This window comes from Collimonas sp. GW821-FHT02H07 (assembly GCF_059421505.1).
In genome coordinates this window covers 155,786-172,895 of sequence record NZ_JBWKVC010000012.1, presented here as the reverse complement: position 1 = coordinate 172,895, position 17,110 = coordinate 155,786, and the positions used below count along the sequence as shown (strand labels likewise).

General features: G+C 53.0%; 14 protein-coding genes and 2 pseudogenes. 4 read left to right on the top strand and 12 right to left on the bottom strand.

What is annotated here, in order from left to right; all coding sequences use genetic code 11:
- Positions 1-72: 72 nt before the first annotated feature.
- Genes AC07V8_RS18805 through AC07V8_RS18795 form a run of 3 tightly spaced genes read right to left on the bottom strand, consistent with a single transcriptional unit; the run spans position 73 to position 3,622 of the window.
- Positions 73-1,407 carry an MFS transporter gene (locus AC07V8_RS18805; protein ID WP_494680857.1) on the bottom strand — a complete coding sequence of 445 codons (1,335 nt, stop codon included), beginning with the start codon at positions 1,405-1,407 and terminating at the stop codon, positions 73-75.
- A 33-nt stretch (positions 1,408-1,440) separates the two neighbouring features.
- Complete coding sequence (locus tag AC07V8_RS18800; RefSeq protein WP_494680856.1) at positions 1,441-2,379, bottom strand: hydroxymethylglutaryl-CoA lyase; 939 nt, start codon at positions 2,377-2,379, stop codon at positions 1,441-1,443.
- Positions 2,380-2,413: 34 nt separating this feature from the next.
- The gene (locus tag AC07V8_RS18795) at positions 2,414-3,622 is read right to left on the bottom strand and encodes a CaiB/BaiF CoA transferase family protein (RefSeq protein ID WP_494680855.1); all 1,209 of its coding nucleotides are present in this window, start codon (positions 3,620-3,622) and stop codon (positions 2,414-2,416) included.
- Between the two features lie 317 nt (positions 3,623-3,939).
- Between AC07V8_RS18795 and AC07V8_RS18790 the strand changes: the two genes are divergently transcribed.
- Complete coding sequence (locus tag AC07V8_RS18790) at positions 3,940-4,830, top strand: LysR family transcriptional regulator (protein ID WP_494680854.1); 891 nt, start codon at positions 3,940-3,942, stop codon at positions 4,828-4,830.
- Between the two features lie 95 nt (positions 4,831-4,925).
- Here the strand turns inward: AC07V8_RS18790 and AC07V8_RS18785 are convergent.
- A pseudogene (locus AC07V8_RS18785) lies at positions 4,926-5,576 on the bottom strand (helix-turn-helix transcriptional regulator); the annotation flags it as partial.
- Positions 5,577-7,566: 1,990 nt separating this feature from the next.
- Positions 7,567-8,654, bottom strand: a protein-coding gene (locus AC07V8_RS18780; RefSeq protein WP_494721482.1) for an IS3 family transposase whose coding sequence is annotated in 2 segments (ribosomal slippage) — positions 7,567-8,402 and positions 8,402-8,654 — 1,089 coding nt in all. Because the reading frame shifts where the segments join, the coding sequence is not laid out codon by codon here.
- Positions 8,655-8,782: 128 nt separating this feature from the next.
- Between AC07V8_RS18780 and AC07V8_RS18775 the strand changes: the two are divergent.
- The 3 genes and pseudogenes from AC07V8_RS18775 to AC07V8_RS18765 all read left to right on the top strand — a co-directional run.
- Positions 8,783-8,890 (top strand): annotated as a pseudogene (locus AC07V8_RS18775) (ATP-binding protein); the annotation flags it as partial.
- Positions 8,891-9,162: 272 nt separating this feature from the next.
- Positions 9,163-11,460, top strand: a complete 2,298-nt coding sequence (locus AC07V8_RS18770; RefSeq protein ID WP_494679843.1) for a patatin-like phospholipase family protein — start codon at positions 9,163-9,165, stop codon at positions 11,458-11,460.
- A gap of 111 nt (positions 11,461-11,571) precedes the next feature.
- Positions 11,572-11,895 (top strand): IS4/Tn5 family transposase DNA-binding protein, encoded by a 324-nt coding sequence (locus AC07V8_RS18765; RefSeq protein ID WP_494679842.1) that lies wholly within the window; start codon positions 11,572-11,574, stop codon positions 11,893-11,895.
- A 407-nt stretch (positions 11,896-12,302) separates the two neighbouring features.
- Here the strand turns inward: AC07V8_RS18765 and AC07V8_RS18760 are convergent, their stop codons facing one another.
- The 7 genes from AC07V8_RS18760 to AC07V8_RS18730 form a co-directional block, all read right to left on the bottom strand.
- Positions 12,303-12,986, bottom strand: coding sequence for a response regulator (locus AC07V8_RS18760; protein WP_494679841.1), 684 nt, complete (start codon positions 12,984-12,986; stop codon positions 12,303-12,305).
- Positions 12,987-13,198: 212 nt separating this feature from the next.
- Entirely contained in the window at positions 13,199-14,887 is a 1,689-nt protein-coding gene (locus tag AC07V8_RS18755; RefSeq protein WP_494679840.1) for a hypothetical protein, read from the bottom strand.
- A 77-nt stretch (positions 14,888-14,964) separates the two neighbouring features.
- Positions 14,965-15,102 (bottom strand): hypothetical protein, encoded by a 138-nt coding sequence (locus AC07V8_RS18750; protein WP_494679839.1) that lies wholly within the window; start codon positions 15,100-15,102, stop codon positions 14,965-14,967.
- Positions 15,103-15,225: 123 nt separating this feature from the next.
- On the bottom strand, positions 15,226-15,570 hold the full coding sequence (locus AC07V8_RS18745) for a hypothetical protein (protein WP_494679845.1): 345 nt from the start codon (positions 15,568-15,570) through the stop codon (positions 15,226-15,228).
- 478 nt (positions 15,571-16,048) lie between these two features.
- Entirely contained in the window at positions 16,049-16,276 is a 228-nt protein-coding gene (locus AC07V8_RS18740; protein ID WP_494679838.1) for a hypothetical protein, read from the bottom strand.
- Positions 16,277-16,311: 35 nt separating this feature from the next.
- Positions 16,312-16,734: a hypothetical protein gene (locus AC07V8_RS18735; protein ID WP_494679837.1), complete on the bottom strand. Its 423-nt coding sequence runs from the start codon at positions 16,732-16,734 to the stop codon at positions 16,312-16,314.
- Entirely contained in the window at positions 16,691-16,969 is a 279-nt protein-coding gene (locus tag AC07V8_RS18730) for a hypothetical protein (protein WP_494679836.1), read from the bottom strand. The genes AC07V8_RS18735 and AC07V8_RS18730 overlap by 44 nt, the downstream gene beginning before the upstream one ends.
- Positions 16,970-17,110: the final 141 nt, after the last annotated feature.

The following is a 17,110-nucleotide window of genomic DNA, read 5'->3' as shown; positions in this document are numbered from 1 at the left end:
CTGGAGTGGCCCTTGCTGCCACTCTAGAACTAATTGCCGGAACAGGCGCGTTGCGCAAGCGCCATTTTTCCCTTAGTTCGCTGGACGCACTTCTCGTTTGCACAACTGTTGCGGCAATCCGTACGCCAGAATCAACGCGCACAACAAGGTAATACCTGCGATCGCATACAGCGCTGGCGTGGTACTTCCGGTCACGTCCTTGATGCGACCGACCATGACCGGACTCACGATTCCGCCCAGTTGCCCCAGGGTGTTGATCAGCGCAATGCCAGCAGCAGCGCCCGCGCCCGTCAGCAACTTCGGGGGAAGCGCCCAAAACGCAGGAATCGACGCGATGACGCCGGCGCCCAGCACGCCTAACGCAACGATAAGAAGCGCGATCTGCTTGTCAAAAATGCCTGCGCTGAAAAATCCGATGGATGCCAGCAACATCAGACCGACGACAAATTTATGCCGTATGCCGCTGGCGTCCGACAGCTGCCCAACGACAACCATCGCGATTGCGCCGCAGATATAAGGTACCGCGGTCAGCAGCCCAATAATGGTCGGGTTGTTAGTGCCGGCGCTACGGATAAGATGCGGAGCCCAGAAATTCAGACCGTAGGACCCGACCTGAATCAGAAAATAGATGAATGCAAGCGTCAACACCCCTGGCGTCTTGATTACCTGCCACATGGACTGAGCGCCCGCACTATGCTTGCCCTGCTCCGTAATACGGCCGCCGAGGATATCCTTCTCCGCCCGGCTTAACCAGCCGGCGTCTTCAATCCTGTCCTTCAGTTGCGTGAGCACCACCAGTCCGAGCAGAATACAGGGAAGACCTCCAAGCAGGAACAACCAGTGCCAGCCACGAATTCCCATCACGCCATTCATATGCGACAGAACCAGTCCAGAAATCGGCGCCCCGATCAAGCCGGAAAATGCGGAAGCCAAAAACAGCATTGAGGTGATCCGACCGCGGAAACTGGTAGGAAACCACAGCGTCAGGTAGTACAGTACCCCAGGTGCAAAGCCGGCTTCCATCGCCCCGACCAAAAATCGCAGCCCGTAGAACTGCCACTCGGTACTGACAAATATCATCGCTGCGGTGGCCAGGCCCCAAGAAATCATGATGCGGGCAATCCAGCGACGCGCACCGACTTTGTAAAGAAACATATTGCTCGGCACTTCGAACAACACATAGCCGACGACGAACAAGCTGGCGCCGAGACCGTACGCAGTATCGCTCAAACCCAGGTCACCCTGAAGCTGAAATTTGGCGAAACTGATATTGATGCGGTCAAAGAAGGCGAACAGATAGCAAATCATGATCAACGGCATGACATGCCAAGCCACTTTCTTGCAGATGCTTAGTTCGGTCGGCACGGTCTCGATCATCTGATTCATGGCTGGTTGGATCGTTTTCATTTTGTCTCCTTGTCATCTTTCAAAAATTCAAACTCACTGCGCAACAGCCGGTCCGGTATAACGGGCACTACGTTTGCCGGCCTTGATGATCTGACCTGGTACGTCGTGACCAACCAGTGCGGGCAGATCCCTGGCGATACCCAACAGCAGGTCAAGATCGATACCGGTGGCTAGTCCGCAACTGTCAAGCATGTGAGCGAGGTCTTCAGTACAAACATTACCGCTTGCTCCTGGTGCAAAAGGACAGCCTCCGAGCCCACCCAATGCGGCGTCGAAGCGGTTGGCACCTGCACCCAATGCCGCAAGGATGTTGGCTAGACCCATGCCGCGGGTATTATGAAAATGCAGCGTCAGTGGCATGTCAGGAAAGGTGCGCCGGAAAAGATCGGTGATTTCTCCTACCTGACGTGGATCTGCCATGCCGGTGGTGTCGGCTAGCGTCATACTATGCATACCCATATCCTGATAAGCGTGTCCGATCGCCAGAATTTTCTGTATCGACTGCTCTCCTTCGAAAGGGCAGCCGAATGCCGTTGCAAGCGTGCCATTGACTTTCATGTGGGTTCCGCGCAGCAGCTCCATTACCGCGGCAAAACGTTCCAACGACTGCATCGGCGTCATCCGCATATTGGCCAGGTTATGCGTTTCACTAACCGAAAGCACCAGGTTGATTTCGTCCAACTCGCATTCTAGTGCGCGCTCACACCCGCGTTCATTAGGCACCAATGCGACATAAACCACGTTAGGTACCCGTTTGATGCCTAGTGCAACCTCTTTGGCGTCGCGCAGGTTGGGTATGGCCTTCGGCGATACAAAGGAGGTAATCTCTATCTTGGCCAGACCGGTAGCAGAGAGACGATCTATCAGCCGGATCTTGTCATCGGTTAGAATGAAAGAAGGTTCAATCTGAAAACCGTCGCGCACGGCGACTTCCTGCAGATAAACACGTTTGGGAAAAGTACTGAACAACATGGCGGCTCCGATAGGCAATGGATGGAATCAGATATCAGATAACAGCGGCGGCGCGCAGTCCGGCAATCTGCTCAGCCGTAATGCCGAGCGACTGTAGAATCTCATCGGTATGTTCGCCAAGCGCCGGCCCTAGTGTCTGCGTTGCACCAGGCGTTGCACTCAGTTTCGGCACAATGCCGGGCAAATCCACTTCACTACCGTCGGGCAGCGTGTGTCTTTCGAGCATGCCGCGCGCCTGGTACTGGGGATCGTCAAATATATCCGCTGCCGTGTAGACTTTCCCGGAGGGGACCGCAGCTAATGCCAGTGTTGCCAGCACCGCTTCCAAATCATGGCGACCGGTCCAGGCGCTGATTGCGTCGTCAAGCATCGCGTTATGCTCGACTCGGCCGTCATTGCGTGCGAGACGATCGTCTTCGGCCAGATCGGGACGGTCGATAGCATTCATGAGCCGCTTGAAAATCGCATCGCCGTTGCCAGCGATAATCACATAATTCCCATCGCGGCAGAGGTAGGTGCTCGACGGCGAAATGCCGGGCAGGCTGGCGCCGGTCCGCTCACGAATATGTTTGAACATCGAATATTCCGGCACCAGGCTTTCCATGACGGCGAACACCGACTCGTAGAGCGCGACGTCGATATACTGTCCCTTGCCGCCATTGACGTTCAAATGGTGCATCGCCATCATCGCGCCAATGACACCATACAACGAAGCAAGCGTATCGCCGATGCTAACTCCCGAACGTACCGGCGGACGATCTGGATAGCCCGACACATAACGCAAACCGCCCATCGATTCGGCAATCGCGGCAAAACCGGGGCGTTCACTATATGGACCAGTCTGGCCATAACCGGAGATACGTACCATAATCAGGCCGGGATTGATCTGCGATAAAACATCCCAGCCCAAGCCCCATTTTTCTAGTGTGCCGGGGCGGAAATTCTCGACTACGATGTGTGCGTCCTTGATCAGGTCGCGCACAATTTGCTGACCACGCTCCGATTTCAGATTGATCGTAATCGACTTCTTGTTGCGGCTTTGCGTATACCACCAGAGCGAGGTGCCTTCATGCAGTTTTCGCCATTTGCGCAAAGGATCGCCGTCGCCGGGCGCCTCGACTTTGATCACTTCAGCGCCAAACTGTGCAAATAGGCCGCAGGCATATGGCCCCGCGATAAGAGTGCCGAGTTCGATTACTTTGATCCCCTTGAGCGGCGGGTTGTCAGTTTGATTGGAAATCACGATAAAGCTCCTATTAATCACGCCGGAGCGGCGACGAAGCGCCGATGCTCGAGCGGAAACAGAGTTGGGGAAATGTAGTGCTTACTTACGATCTTGGCCGGCGTGTCGCGACCGAGGCGTAAAGCAATCTGGCGATGAGGGTAGTCATATTTGTCTCCAAACGAGGCGTTTTGCCTTCTATGAGCTCATACTAGTAAACTCCTCACCTACCGCAAAACAGTATTTCGCGAGGCTACCATCGCGAAATGCGATGGCATAATGAAGATCGCCCAGCCGGCTTCTACCCTATCCTCCTTATTTTTTTGGGAGCCCCTGCCATGAATCTCGATCCAGTTACGTTGAAACTGTTTATTGCAGTAATGGAAGAAGGAACGATCGCAGATGCCGCTGCACGTGAACACCTGGCAGCATCGGCGGTAAGTAAGCGGCTGAGCGAACTTGAGAGTGCGCTGAATACCGAACTTTTCATACGCAGCAACAAAGGTGTAGAAGCAACCGCCGCAGCTTTCGCATTGCTTAATCTCGCGCGCGAAGTGCTAAACAATCTCGACGATATCGTTGCCCAAATGAGCGAATATTCAGCTGGAATACGTGGTTACGTGAGGGTATTTGCCAACATTTCGGCAATCACGCAGTTTCTGCCCGGCGAGATCAAATCCTTCATGGTTGACAATCCTCTTGTACAAGTCCATCTTCAGGAACGAATTAGTTCGGTGATAGCCAAAGCGGTGGCTGAAAATGCTGCAGATATCGGCATTCTCAATGCAGGAAATTACGGTGAAAACCTGACGCTCTTACCGTATCACGAAGATGAACTGGTTGTAGTCGTACCGCAAGGACACGCACTTGCGCGAAAAAAGGCGGTGACGCTCGTGGACGCACTGGATTTCGACTTCGTCGGCGCGCATCCTGGCAGCGCGATCAACAACCTGCTGACAAAGGCTGCCAGCGAAGTCAGCAAACCCTTGAAGCTACGCATTCAAGTGACCGGATTTGATGCGCTTTGCCTGATGGTCGCGGCCGGAATGGGAATCGGCGTCATGCCGCGCGGAAGTGCACAACTATATCTGCGGGGGTTAGGAATCAAATCGATTTCACTAGCCGAACCGTGGGCGAAGCGGCAGCTAGTCATCTGCGTGCGATCGTACAGCGCCCTGCCTATCGCATCACAGCTTTTGGTTGATCATTTGCGTAAACTCTCAAGCTGACCTGGCATGCAACGGACCAGCGTATACGGTCTTGCTCATTACGCAACGCGTAGAAATTTTCGTCGATGCCGGTCGACGCGCAGAGAACTGGAATCTTAGTCATCATCGTTAAGGGCTGCTTTCAATCGGCGCGGACCGGTATGTGCTTGCAAAATTCGCTCCATATACTCGCGCGGGGTGCAGCCAAGCTCGCGCTTGAACACTGCATACATATACTGGATCGATGTGAAGCCGCAACGAACCGCGATATTTGCTAGATTGCCCGGTTCGCGTGTCAGAATCGTCTTGGCGACGTCAAGTTTAAAGTGCAGGATTTCGTCGTGTACGCTGTTTCCAAGCTCGTGGCGGAAATGCGATTCGAGCGAGGAGCGAGATATGCCGACATAATCGGCAACCTGTTCGGTTTTTATGCCCTGGCACGCGTACTGCCGGATGAAATGCCTCGCTTGCATCACATGAGGATGATGAAACATTTCATGCTGGCTGGATGCGAGCACATTGATACCAACCGGCGGCACCAGGATGCGAGTACCCGACAGGCGCGCGCCATTCAGGATCTGATGCAGAAGATGGGCTGCGGTGCGCCCCATTTCCTCTGATCCCTGTATCACAGAACTTAAGGGGATTCGCATCAGCAGACGGGCCAGCGGATCATTGTCGATACCGATCAGCGCGACTTGCTCCGGCACTGCAATACCGGCGGTCATGCAGGCCTGCAGCAATTGTCGAGCGTGCGCATCACAGGGTGTAATCGTGCTTTTGGTGCGGATTGATACGCTGCACCAGAAGCACGATTACCCCAGGAGGCAGGGATCGAGGCGTTCTGACGCCTGAGGTCCGTCCGGATCGCCGAAATTGAGGCCGCGGCCTGAAAAATGAGCCGGGAAACAGTCGCGCTCACGCATTGCCACATACAGTTCTAACCTTTAGCGCGCTGGCAACGGCGAAATCGTCGGTTATTCGAGGTGCCCTACAGCCAAGCATTGTTATTTTAATCATGCATTAATAGATTCCTCATGTTTTCTTCATGTATTTCCTTAATAAAAAGGTATTGTTGTCTATCTTGATATTTATTTTGGTTCCTTGATGAAAAATTCTTTTCTAGCCATTCTCGTTACTGCTTATTTTCTCAGTAGTTGTACCGTCCTCACGCCCTGCTTGACAAAATGGAACGGTTGTCCGGGAATTAATGTGCACCCTTAGGCAAAGTTGTGATTTTCTTGCATGATCTCGCGCCGCTCCTGAGGTCCGAGCCTCCGTTTTTGCACGTTCGAGGCGGTTTGGCTAACGGCGTAAAATGTGTCGATGTTCTGCACTAGTCGTTATAGTCCTGGACGCATAGAATGCGCGACTCAAGAAGCTGGTGACTGAGCGAGATTTTGAATCGAAATTCTAATGCGATGCTAATATAGTGCACATGCAGGTTCGCCTGGTCGGTCTGTCACGTGGTGGCGCAGGTAGACGAGTTGACATCGGGCTTGTGCATTCCTAAATGCAGTCAGCCTAACCTGATTTGGTTTGAAGATGCCGAGCAGGAACGCGCCGGTGATGGCTGCGACGCGCACGCTATCGGACCAGTACTGCCGCTCCGGATTGTGTCGCGTCCGGGCGACGTTAGGGCATTCCAGTCCGGACACCGGCAACTGACACAACCATTCCGAAAATGTCGTGCATGCGACACTGCGCCTTTATCGGCCCCACCTGCGCTTGCCCCGTAACTGCACAGTGATCTATCAGAACATCGTCGAACGGTTCGGCTTCACCGGTTACTATAATAGTGCCAATTCCCCATCGGTCGCCGGATGAAGTGTGAGTCATAATGTTGTGAGCTGCAGAAATTCCCCCGGGCGAGAAGGCTCAGGTCAACTGTGGTGACGGTACCCTGACGTAATTGCTCAGAAGTGACCACTGCTGGCAACGACGGTTCATTATGCGCCATCGCTACTCAATATGCAGCTTCCGGCGCACGGTCTGCAACTCATTGATGAAGACCTGGGCGTAGCTGTGCGAGCAAGTCGTCCATTATTTCAGCGGAATCACGGCCTGCCGGGGTGCAGCACAGCACAGCTCAGATATGGACAGTTCCTGCCCACAGACTTTGCAGGAGAACGTGCGCGTCCACAAATCCGTCCAGATCTTGACTAAAGGTCTATCGACTGCGACTCTAGCCGAGATCGCCCCCGCTCCAGACCGCATCCGATCTGGAACAACTTTATCCGTTGAGCGTGGCCGGTGAAGACTACACCGATCTGCTCACGGGCGCGCAGGTGAACGGCGCCTGTCCGTCATCCACACAACGCCTGACACCTTCATTGTGTAGGCGAAGGATCTTCCCTTCTTCCTTTACACATTCTGGCCGATCCGGCAGGATGCACTCGATTGGCCCATGCGTTTGATGGCCCGACGTTGCCAGCAAGGCGGCCTGATAAGCGTATTTCACTTGTCGACGACGATTGGTGCATAAATCTCAAACTGCAGCACGGCGGGTGCATCGGCCCGCCTCCTCGAATTCATCATCGCCGAGGTCGAATGACAAAAAGCCCTAATCGTCAACAGCCTGGGGACGAGCAAGAGCCACACCACCAATGCAATTGCCTACTTGCCCCCTATGCAGGAGCGTTAGTGCGTAACCTGGATGTCCTGTCCGGCATTCATTCAAAGGCGATGCCGAGCAGGCAATAACGATGCGCCTTGATCAGTAATCCCACCATTTTTAGAGTGCGCTAAAAGTAGAGGTTAAGCGGCTAAGGCCAGCTTCTGTTTTGGCGTGATGCCGCCAAGAGCCATGTTTGGCCGGTCGTGATTGTAGGTCCATAGCCAGCGTGTTGCAAATTCTTGAATTTCATCAAGCGTTTCAAACAGATGATGGGCCAACCAATCGTAGCGAACCGTCCGGTTGTAGCGTTCGACGTAGGCATTTTGCTGCGGCTGGCCAGGCTGGATGAACTCGATCCGAATGCCGCGCTTTGCAGCCCAGGCCAGCGTCACGGCACTGATATATTCAGGCCCGTTGTCGCACCGGATCACGTTTGGTTTGTCCCGCCATTCAATGATCCTATCCAAGGAACGGATGACCCGTTCCGACGGTAGCGAGAAATCGACGTCAATCCCAAGCCCTTCACGGTTGTAGTCGTCGATCACGTTGAACAGACGAATGCTGCGACCATCGGCAAGCTGATCATGCATGAAGTCCATCGACCAGGTTTCGTTGATCTGCGCGGGCACAGCCAGCGGCAGCGGCTTCTCCCGCACTAGGCGGTGACGCGGTTTTATCCGCAGGTTCAGTTCAAGTGCGCGATATATTCTGTAGACGCGTTTGTGGTTCCATTTGAAGCCCTTCACGTTGCGTAAATACAGGAAGCACAGGCCGAAACCCCAGTTGCGCTGATTGTTCGTCAGTCGCACCAGCCAGTCGGCAACGACGCCATTTTCCGCATCGAGCTTGGCGCGATAGCGATAGCAGGTTTGGCTGATGCCAAATGCCTGGCACGCCAATTCAATGGTGGCTGAACGCTGGGCTACAGCCCACTGCGCCATCTCTCGCCGTTGAGATGGCGCTACCATTTTTTTGTGAGAGCCTCGGCGACGATCTCGGCCTTGAGCCGTTCTTCGGCATACATCTTCTTCAGGCGCCGGTTTTCGTCTTCCAGTTCTTTCATGCGGGCCATCAGCGACGCATCCATACCACCGAACTTTGAACGCCATTTGTAAAACGTGGCATTGCTGATGCCGTGTTCACGGCACAGCTCCGGGACGGGTGAGCCACCCTCGGCTTGCTTGAGGATGGCGATGATTTGGCTGTCGGTAAAACGGGAAGTCTTCATGCAGAACTTTCAAAAATCTCAGTTTAGAAAATTCTACTTTTAAACGCGATCATTTGGTGGGGGGATTACCGATCGACGCCGACCAGTCGGTAATGGATGACCAGTCAGTCGCACTCCGCGTCGATGGCAACACGATGGCAGCGACTATTCTGGACCAGTTGGTGTGTTGCGTATGCATCCTCGATTTCGTCGGGAAGAACTATCGACTCAAGGAAGCTGCGTCACGCCTAGCATGATTGACGCTGCCGGACGCAATAGAGGATTAACCAGCCCATTGGCGAAAATATGTCCTACAATCCTGACTGTCCAGTCTGTTGGAATTTAACCTAGTTGGGGGCGATTCGCATCTTGCTGACAGGCAGCAAAAATTCCATCTTAGTTCATTTTTTCTTTAAACGCCTAAGTGTCTATATATTTCTGATTTATGAGTGATTTCAGGTTTTTCCGATCAGTTACTCCTCCTTTTAAGCGAAATACTGTGCATTTCCCTGCGTTACGTGGTGTGTGTATGTATCTTGGCTGCTTGCTGGTGAGCCTGGCGCATGCCAGCGCCGTATCCGTAGCCACCGCGGCCGTTTCGGACGGCGTTAAAAGTGCAACCGAAAGTCCTACGCCCCGGCCGCACATCGGCCTTGTCCTGTCCGGCGGTGGCGCTCGCGGCTACGCTCACCTGGGGGTGCTGCAAGCGTTGGAGAAAATGCATATCCCGATTGACTACGTCGCCGCCACTAGCATGGGTGCAGTGGTGGGCGGGCTGTATGCGAGCGGTCTGTCGGTCGATGAACTGAATCGCATCTTGTCGAGTACCAATCTTAGCGATATCGCCTTCGACCGCAACGAGCGGGCCGACTTACCACAATTGCAGCGCGAAGACGACTATCAATATCCGATCGGCCTGTCAGCAGGCTACGGCGACGGCAAGCTGAAACTGCCGAAGGGCCTGGTGCAAGGGAATAATCTGCTGACGCTGTTGCAGAACTGGACCCCGCAACTGCCGGCCAATATTTCCTTTGATAAGCTGCCAACGCCGTTCCGCGCAGTGGCGACCGATCTCGGCAGCGGTCAGGAAGTGATTCTGAGCCAGGGTTCCTTGCCGCGCGCAATCCGCGCCAGCATGGCAGTGCCCGGCTTGTTCGCGCCGCTCAAGCTGGATGGCCGGGTTCTTGTGGATGGCGGCCTGGTGCGCAATTTGCCGGTGGACCAGGCGCGTGCGATGGGCGCGGACATCATCATTGCAGTCAATATCGCTGCCGATCTGCAAGATCCAGCCACGCTTGAATCGCCCACCTCGGTGGCGAAGCAGATGGTGACCATCCTGATGCGCCAGAACGTCAAGCGGCAAATCGATTCGCTCAAGAAGGACGACATATTGATCGAGCCGGACATGGGCGATCTGGGTTTCGCCGATTTTTCGCGCGGTAAAGATGGCGTCAAGGCCGGCTATGACGCCACCGAACAGCAGCGTGCCAAACTATTGGCGCTGGCATTGCCTCCGCAGCAGTGGGGAGCCTACCTCGCCGCGCGCGGCAGCGGGCCGGTGCTGGCTCAGAACACGCGCATCGACGCCATAGAAATCAACAGCAATGGGCGGGTGCCGGCAGCGGTGGTGCGGCGTTCGCTGAATATCAAGGAAGGCGATTTGTACAACCCGATCGCACTCAACAAGGATATGGCGAGCTTGTCGACCAATGGCGATTTCAAAAGTGTCAGGCAGGAACTGATCACCGAAAATGGCCACAATGTGCTCAAGGTCGACGCCGATGAAAAATCCTGGGGGCCGAATTTTCTGTTGTTCGGCCTCGGTGTTTCCAATAGTTTCAACGGCCGCGGTGATTTCAACCTGCAAGTGGGGCATCGCCTACCCTGGATTACCGACAACGGCTTGGAGTGGCGCAACGACGTTGTGCTGGGCAGCAAGCAAGCAAGCTTGCATACCGAATTGCGGCAACCTATCTGGAACACCGTAGGACCATATGTAGCGCCTTATGCCGAGTACGGGCGCCGGCATATCGACCTGTATTCTGACGAGGGGGCGCTAACTTCCGGCACCGTACCGCAGACTGCCTATCGGATAGACACCACCAAGGTAGGGATTGATCTCGGCATGCCACTCGGTCGGGTCGGGGAGTTGCGCGCAGGTGCCTACTACCAGTGGCTGCTGGCAAAACCTACTTACAATTTGCCAATGAATTTAACCGCTTTTGCACCGGAACAGGTCTTCGACAGCTTCCGAGTCAAACAGCCGGTATTGCGTACGCAACTCACCGTGGACCAGCTTGACGATTCATTGTTTCCACGCAAGGGTTATTATCTATCTGCAGTCAGCAATGTGGCTTTGGGCGGCGCTGATAATAGTTACAGCGACGCTCAGGGCAAGGTATTGTGGGCCATCAGTCGCGGGAGCAATACGCTCAACCTTGCGCTGGAAGCGGCGGGTACTTACGGCAATGAGGAGAATGGGGTGAACGGCAACGGCGGTTTGGGATTCACGTTGGGAGGGTTTCAGCATTTGTCGGCCTACGCTCCCGACCAGTTTTCCGGCAACTACTTGCTGTATGGCCGTCTGACCTATTTGCGGGATTTGCCGGACATGAGCTTGCCAGGCCTGCGTAGCACGGTATTTGGCAGCAGTCTGGAAGTTGGTGATGTCTGGCAGATGCGCGAGAGCTTTGGCAGAGGTGCCTACAAGAAGAGCGCGAGCGTGTTTTTGGGCGGGAATAGTGTCATTGGTCCTCTCTACTTTGGCCTGGCTGTTGCGCCGCGCGGAGTCTGGAACCTCTACCTGCAACTGGGGCGAGTCTTTTAAGGCGTTGGTGCATCGTAAGCGTCGTCTCACCCTTTCGATTACCCACAATTTTCTTGTTTACTTTCGAAAGTTCTGTTAACTTTTCCGCATGAGGAAGTTGATCGCAATCAGATGACAAGAAGGGGGACGCCAAGCGATTCCCTACCTCGTCATCCGATGTCCTCGGAAGACGAGCCGACGTGGATGGACAAAGAGAATGCCGCCTGCAATTTCCGAGACGAGCGGCTCAAGAAACGCTTTCGGCTGTTGCTTAAACGGTTCTGGACTAGCATGGGTCAGAGCATTCCATTTGCCTGTCAGGGCGCGCACCAACGACCCGCCGCCTGGGAACACGGTCATGTGGAGAGGCATGCGCCGGTTGGCAGATATGCAGCTTGGCTTCAATCTCGCATCAGAAAGATATGGGTAATCGAAAGCCTTTCTGAGCCGTCTTGACAGCATGACTTGTGGCGGTGTCAACGGCAACTTAGAACTGACCCACTCAATCGCTGGGCAGCAACTTAGAGTTGACCCACCCCGACATTTTCTTCAGGGGTATTTCTGGATTTAATAATTTCTGCTTTGCGTTTGTCTTTTAATCGGTAGCTTTCTCCTTTGATGGATATTAAATGGCGCTCGGCATTTCGCTAACTGAACAGGGAAAAAATCCTACGGATCGAATTTGGACGATGAACTGCGGAAGATTGCCGAAGGCGCGGTGAGGGGGCTAATATGCGATCGAGGTTAATGGGACCGGACATTCTGCTAGTCTCGAATACGGCGTAGCCGATGAACAGACTCCGCTGCAGCGTCAGCATGAGCAACTAGGCCAGCAACAGACGGCACACCAGACCAGTGCCGTATCATTTTCGCACGCTGCATGCCGGTGCCTGCTGATCTATCACGAAGCCAACTCCGCGCACGGTGCGGATATAGCCGTCCCCGATCTTGCGGCGTAAATTGGCCATATGCACGTCCAGGGTATTACTTGCATTGCCCTGCCCGCCGGGCAACGCCAGATCTTCCAAGGTGTGGCGCGTCACTACGCGGTCGGCGCGTATCAATAAAGTGCTGAGCAAGGAGTATTCGGTTGCGGTTAGTGCCGCCGGCCGGCCCTGCACGCTGACACGGCGGGTTGGCACATGCAGCGACAGGCCGCGCAATTCCAGGGTTCCGTCGTCGAAACCGTAGCTACGCCGGGCCAAGGCACGCACGCGCGACACCAGTTCGGTCAGCACGAAAGGTTTGACCAGGTAATCGTCGGCGCCACTGTCAAGGCAAAGCAGGCGATCGTTGAGTGCATCGCGGGCACTCAGGATAATAATTGGCAAGCTGCTTTTTTCGCGGCGCAAGCGCGTCAGCAGGTCCAGGCCATCGCCGTCCGGCAAACCGAGATCCAGCAGTGCCAAATCGCAGTTGTCGGACTCCAGTGCATGCAGCGCATTCCCCAGCTGGCGCACCCATACCACATCCATGCCTTGATCGGACAGTGCAATTCGTGCACCGTTGCCCAGGTCCAGGTCGTCTTCAACAAGCAATATTTTCATAACCTCGTATTTACCCATCCAACAGCTGAAGACGTACTCCACCGAGCACCATTTCCGTCATCAAACCTCAATGATTGGCTCATGCATTCCTGATTACGAGACACTGTTGATATAGCTTTTTTTGCGTGAATAAATTCATCGTCAAATAGATGATGATTCCGCCACTCGACGACGACCCGGGTGGATGTAGCTGACCATTTCTCAGACATCCATCACGGGTATTCAACATCAAAGGTGACTGAATCTCCCGCTGGCTGGACATTATTAATTTTTATCCCTAATAATGAAGCGCTCTCACCAGCGCCCAGGGTTTCATTAGTCAATAAATCAAAATTAGGATTTTTTGTTTTCCTCAAAGCTATATCTCTCGCATTAGTCAGATCAGGTGGATTCGGCGGAATAAAAGTGACACTTTGACCGGGGCCTTTCATCTTCATTAATTCAAAAACCAATGCTTGCCGTTTGGGATAATCCGTGCGAAAAATCTCATAGTCTTTGCCATCTATATCTTTGGAGTTGTAATAGGAAATCCATAATTCAATTTTGTTTTTACTATTCGGCAACTCAATAGCCACAGCCTGGTAGCCGGGGATTGACGGTGCAAAGCTGGAAGTCAGCCTGACCGTTTGTTTTTTGGGGTTGCTTCCTGAGGGAGCCTTAAGGCGGGTAACATCGCCCTGTTCTTCAGAAATGAAACCCGCACCGAACCGTGTGCCGGCCGTCCAACCATAAGTATAGCGATCAGGATCCCCAGAACCGACGGCGTCAAATGGATGGTTCCAGCGCCGAAACCCCGTGTTATCCGTCGTGTCATACGTCAACACCGGTAGATTGCCTGAGACATCAAATGCCTTTACGTATCCACTTCCGCCAGTATGATCTGTAGTTGTTCGAAACCCAAAGGTATGAGCCAGCTCGTGAAATATAATGGAGGCGCAAATTTGCTTAGTAATATATTGTGGAGTAATTACTCCATTGGCTGTGGCATCTTGTACATAAATTGGTTGAAAATAGTCTTTATGGATGGCCGGCAAATACAAAGGGTTGCAATTAAGATATCCTTTTTCATACCAGATATTGCGTGCCGGATGGTTGCTAGGTAGCTGAGAATATGCCAAATTCGTTGCGTCTGGCTCATCGAGGGTATATCGACGAGGGACAGGATCGGGGGTAGTCATATATATGACACCCGGCGTAACTTCTTGTCCGCTAGTCGTCACCGAATAAGCACCATTAAACTTTACATTGGTGGCAACAGTTGTCATCGCTAACGGGCGTGGGGGATCAGCCATATTTATTCCACTTTCACTACAGTCAGCCAACACAACAATCCTATCGGTGACGGCGTTGAAATTGAGATCCTTGAGGGATTTGCTCAGCTGATAATCAAACGGTGCTGCATTAAGACGAGCCGTACCAAAACATTTTTGGGCGTCGGCTTTTTCCTTGCCGTCAGCCCCATCTGGAATGGCGTATGGCCGCCACTCCTCAACATATTTGATTTTAATTTTCGTCCTACCCCTGCTGATTTGATTAAACACTCCTTGAGCAAAATCCTGGGTAAAGTAATGGTTTGCCCATTCGGCTACAGTCGTAGTCGGTTTCTTGGCAGCTTGATGGTAGGCGCCCAATATAACAATACCTAGCTCATCTGTTTGCGGCACTGGCGGGCCAAAATCTAGTTCGTCTGCAGACCGGGAAGAAGTGAAATAATTGGCGATAGGTGCTAATTGTGGCTTGGAAATCTGAACACTTGCGCTCGTTTTAGCGCGACTTGAAGGGGGCGTCTGAACTGAAGATGATTGACCGTCGCCGCACCCTTGAAGTATGAAACCAAATGAAATAGATATACATGCTAGAAATGCTATTGCCTTACATTTCTTATAAATGCGTTTATTCATAGAAACCTGCCTCAGGTTAATTAGTGAGATATTGTTGTATGCCATGAATTATTGAATTGTCCGAGCTCAAAACGACGTCAATCCAACTCCCAATAAAATTCTTTTTCGGTGTATCCAACGATGCCTTGGAGAAGCGCTGATCTCTTGAATATTTTGATCTCAACGCTGACTTGCAAATCAGAAATGTAATCGCCAACCGAAATCTTGCGATTCATGCGGGCCATTCGTATTCAGCACGCTGACCAGTTCACCTCCGCTGTCAAATGAATTTATCGGGCCTATCTGCTCTGTATGTGCAACGAGATGAAGAAAGTGACGGTCTGTTACAAATTATTTTTTTATGCTGCGATTACGGTGACGGAATTTTCCGGCCGGCAGGACGTACCTGCGTCGATCAGAACTCGAGGGTATTGGTCAACAGCAACGTACGGGTTGGTTCGACGCCCACCGTCGATGTGGCAAAGTCGCTGTAGAGGGTCGATTGAACAGGTTTTGATGCCAAGTGTCGTTGTCCAGTATCGTGATTTATAGTAGACGCTGGCATCGGTGCGCGTCTGGCCCGCTATACGCCCGGGCACATCGGTGTCCGGGCGCGCCATATACTCGCTGCGCATCGTGAGGCCAAGACCTGCCCCCCCCCAGCCGTACCAGGCTTCCGACTGTGGATCGTAGGTGGTCCACAGGTTGGCGCGGTGTCGCGGAAATTGCGAAATTTGGGGATCCTGGCCTGGGGCTTGGCGCAGGGGTAATCATTGCCGGGTAGCATTTCGCCCACCACCAACACGCCTCACGATATGATGTGCATGCCACCCGGTTTCCCGAATGATACGCTGCTCGCACATCGGACATGCTGCGCTCTGATCCAACCACAGGCGAATGAGCGTCTGCCGCGTTTCGCAATGTTTTCCATACGGCCTATCATCCTTCGTCTTTGTGCCTGCGTCGGCTTTGAAGACCCAGTGACGTGAACCGACAGTATGGCTAAATTTGCTCATCCCCCAAAAATGTAAAATTAGCCCCGCCACCTTACATAATTCTGGTTTTTTTATACGTTTCGGCGGCTATCTTCAACACGGTTTTCCATGTATTTTTACATTTTTGGGGGACGTTCAATTTTTGGCATAGTCCGATAGAGAGTTGGCCGAGATTCATGCAAATTTGTCAAAAAATGATGTAACCATACGAATTAAAAAGAATACCCCCCGCCACTGCCGACATTTGATGTTCAGAGCCACGTTCAAGACTATCAATAATATCCGTGGCGAAGTGCTGCAGGCGCAATATCCCCCGTTGACTAGAGGCAGGAAGCTCGTTTGGATCGTCTTGGTTGAGGCGCTCACGCGCTTCATTTTCGCTTAATTCATCATCATGGGTGAAGGCTACTGACATTGATGATTTCTGTAAGCGTCTTCCCAGTCTTCCAATTACCCATATCTTTCCGAAGCGAGGTTGAAGCCCATCTGCATATCGGCGAGACGGCGCATGCCTCGCCACATCACAATGTTTCCGGGTGGCGGATCATTCACCCGCGCGAGATACCCGCCGAGCTGTGCGATTTTTTGAAGATACAGAGAAAGAGGCAGCGCTTCACGACATCTCTTGCTGTCTTTTACGAGGCGGTTAAGTAGTTCGATTTCCGTCGGTGTCAGGGCCAATTCCGGTGGCGAATCGGGACTTGAGCGATTAATCATCGTCAACCAGAAGATACGCCAGCCGATGATGCAGAAGACCGCAACAAGATTTGCTAACCGGTCTGCCGTTCGCAACCTTGATTCCTCTGCTTTGCATCCTGATTTCAGGATTTTATGGAAGGTTTCGATCTTCCAGCGCATCGCATAGGTGGACATGGATAAACCGGTTGGTCAATGCCTCATTGATGTCCGACAACCCACAGCGTTCCAATCCTCCCCAATGGGCGAAGTGTGCGATCGCCTTCAGATACGCTCGAACAGTGTTATCAGCATAGCGCTGCGTGCGCAAATGATGAACGTAAGGGGCAACAAGCGGGCTCAGTAGGCCATCGACTAGCCAATCGCGGCGAGCGAGGCTCGCCACCAAAAAATCCTCGGATTCTTCGGACATGGTGTACTCTTGAAGGGTTGTAGAACCTACAGGAAACCACGATTTTTATGTCAAGTTCAGACCAGTGGTGAATGCCGCCGACACCAGCTCCTTGAAGGCAAACATCCGGAATCGAAACGGCAAGGTGTACATAATTCCGAA

Coding starts and splice junctions, on each gene's coding strand:
- AC07V8_RS18805 (WP_494680857.1), bottom strand. CDS start 1,407: ATGAAAACGATCCAACCAGCCATGAATCAGATGATCGAGACCGTGCCG.
- AC07V8_RS18800 (WP_494680856.1), bottom strand. CDS start 2,379: ATGTTGTTCAGTACTTTTCCCAAACGTGTTTATCTGCAGGAAGTCGCC.
- AC07V8_RS18790 (WP_494680854.1), top strand. CDS start 3,940: ATGAATCTCGATCCAGTTACGTTGAAACTGTTTATTGCAGTAATGGAA.
- AC07V8_RS18770 (WP_494679843.1), top strand. CDS start 9,163: ATGTATCTTGGCTGCTTGCTGGTGAGCCTGGCGCATGCCAGCGCCGTA.
- AC07V8_RS18765 (WP_494679842.1), top strand. CDS start 11,572: ATGACAAGAAGGGGGACGCCAAGCGATTCCCTACCTCGTCATCCGATG.
- AC07V8_RS18760 (WP_494679841.1), bottom strand. CDS start 12,986: ATGAAAATATTGCTTGTTGAAGACGACCTGGACCTGGGCAACGGTGCA.
- AC07V8_RS18755 (WP_494679840.1), bottom strand. CDS start 14,887: ATGAATAAACGCATTTATAAGAAATGTAAGGCAATAGCATTTCTAGCA.
- AC07V8_RS18750 (WP_494679839.1), bottom strand. CDS start 15,102: ATGAATCGCAAGATTTCGGTTGGCGATTACATTTCTGATTTGCAAGTC.
- AC07V8_RS18740 (WP_494679838.1), bottom strand. CDS start 16,276: ATGTCAGTAGCCTTCACCCATGATGATGAATTAAGCGAAAATGAAGCG.
- AC07V8_RS18735 (WP_494679837.1), bottom strand. CDS start 16,734: ATGTCCACCTATGCGATGCGCTGGAAGATCGAAACCTTCCATAAAATC.
- AC07V8_RS18730 (WP_494679836.1), bottom strand. CDS start 16,969: ATGTCCGAAGAATCCGAGGATTTTTTGGTGGCGAGCCTCGCTCGCCGC.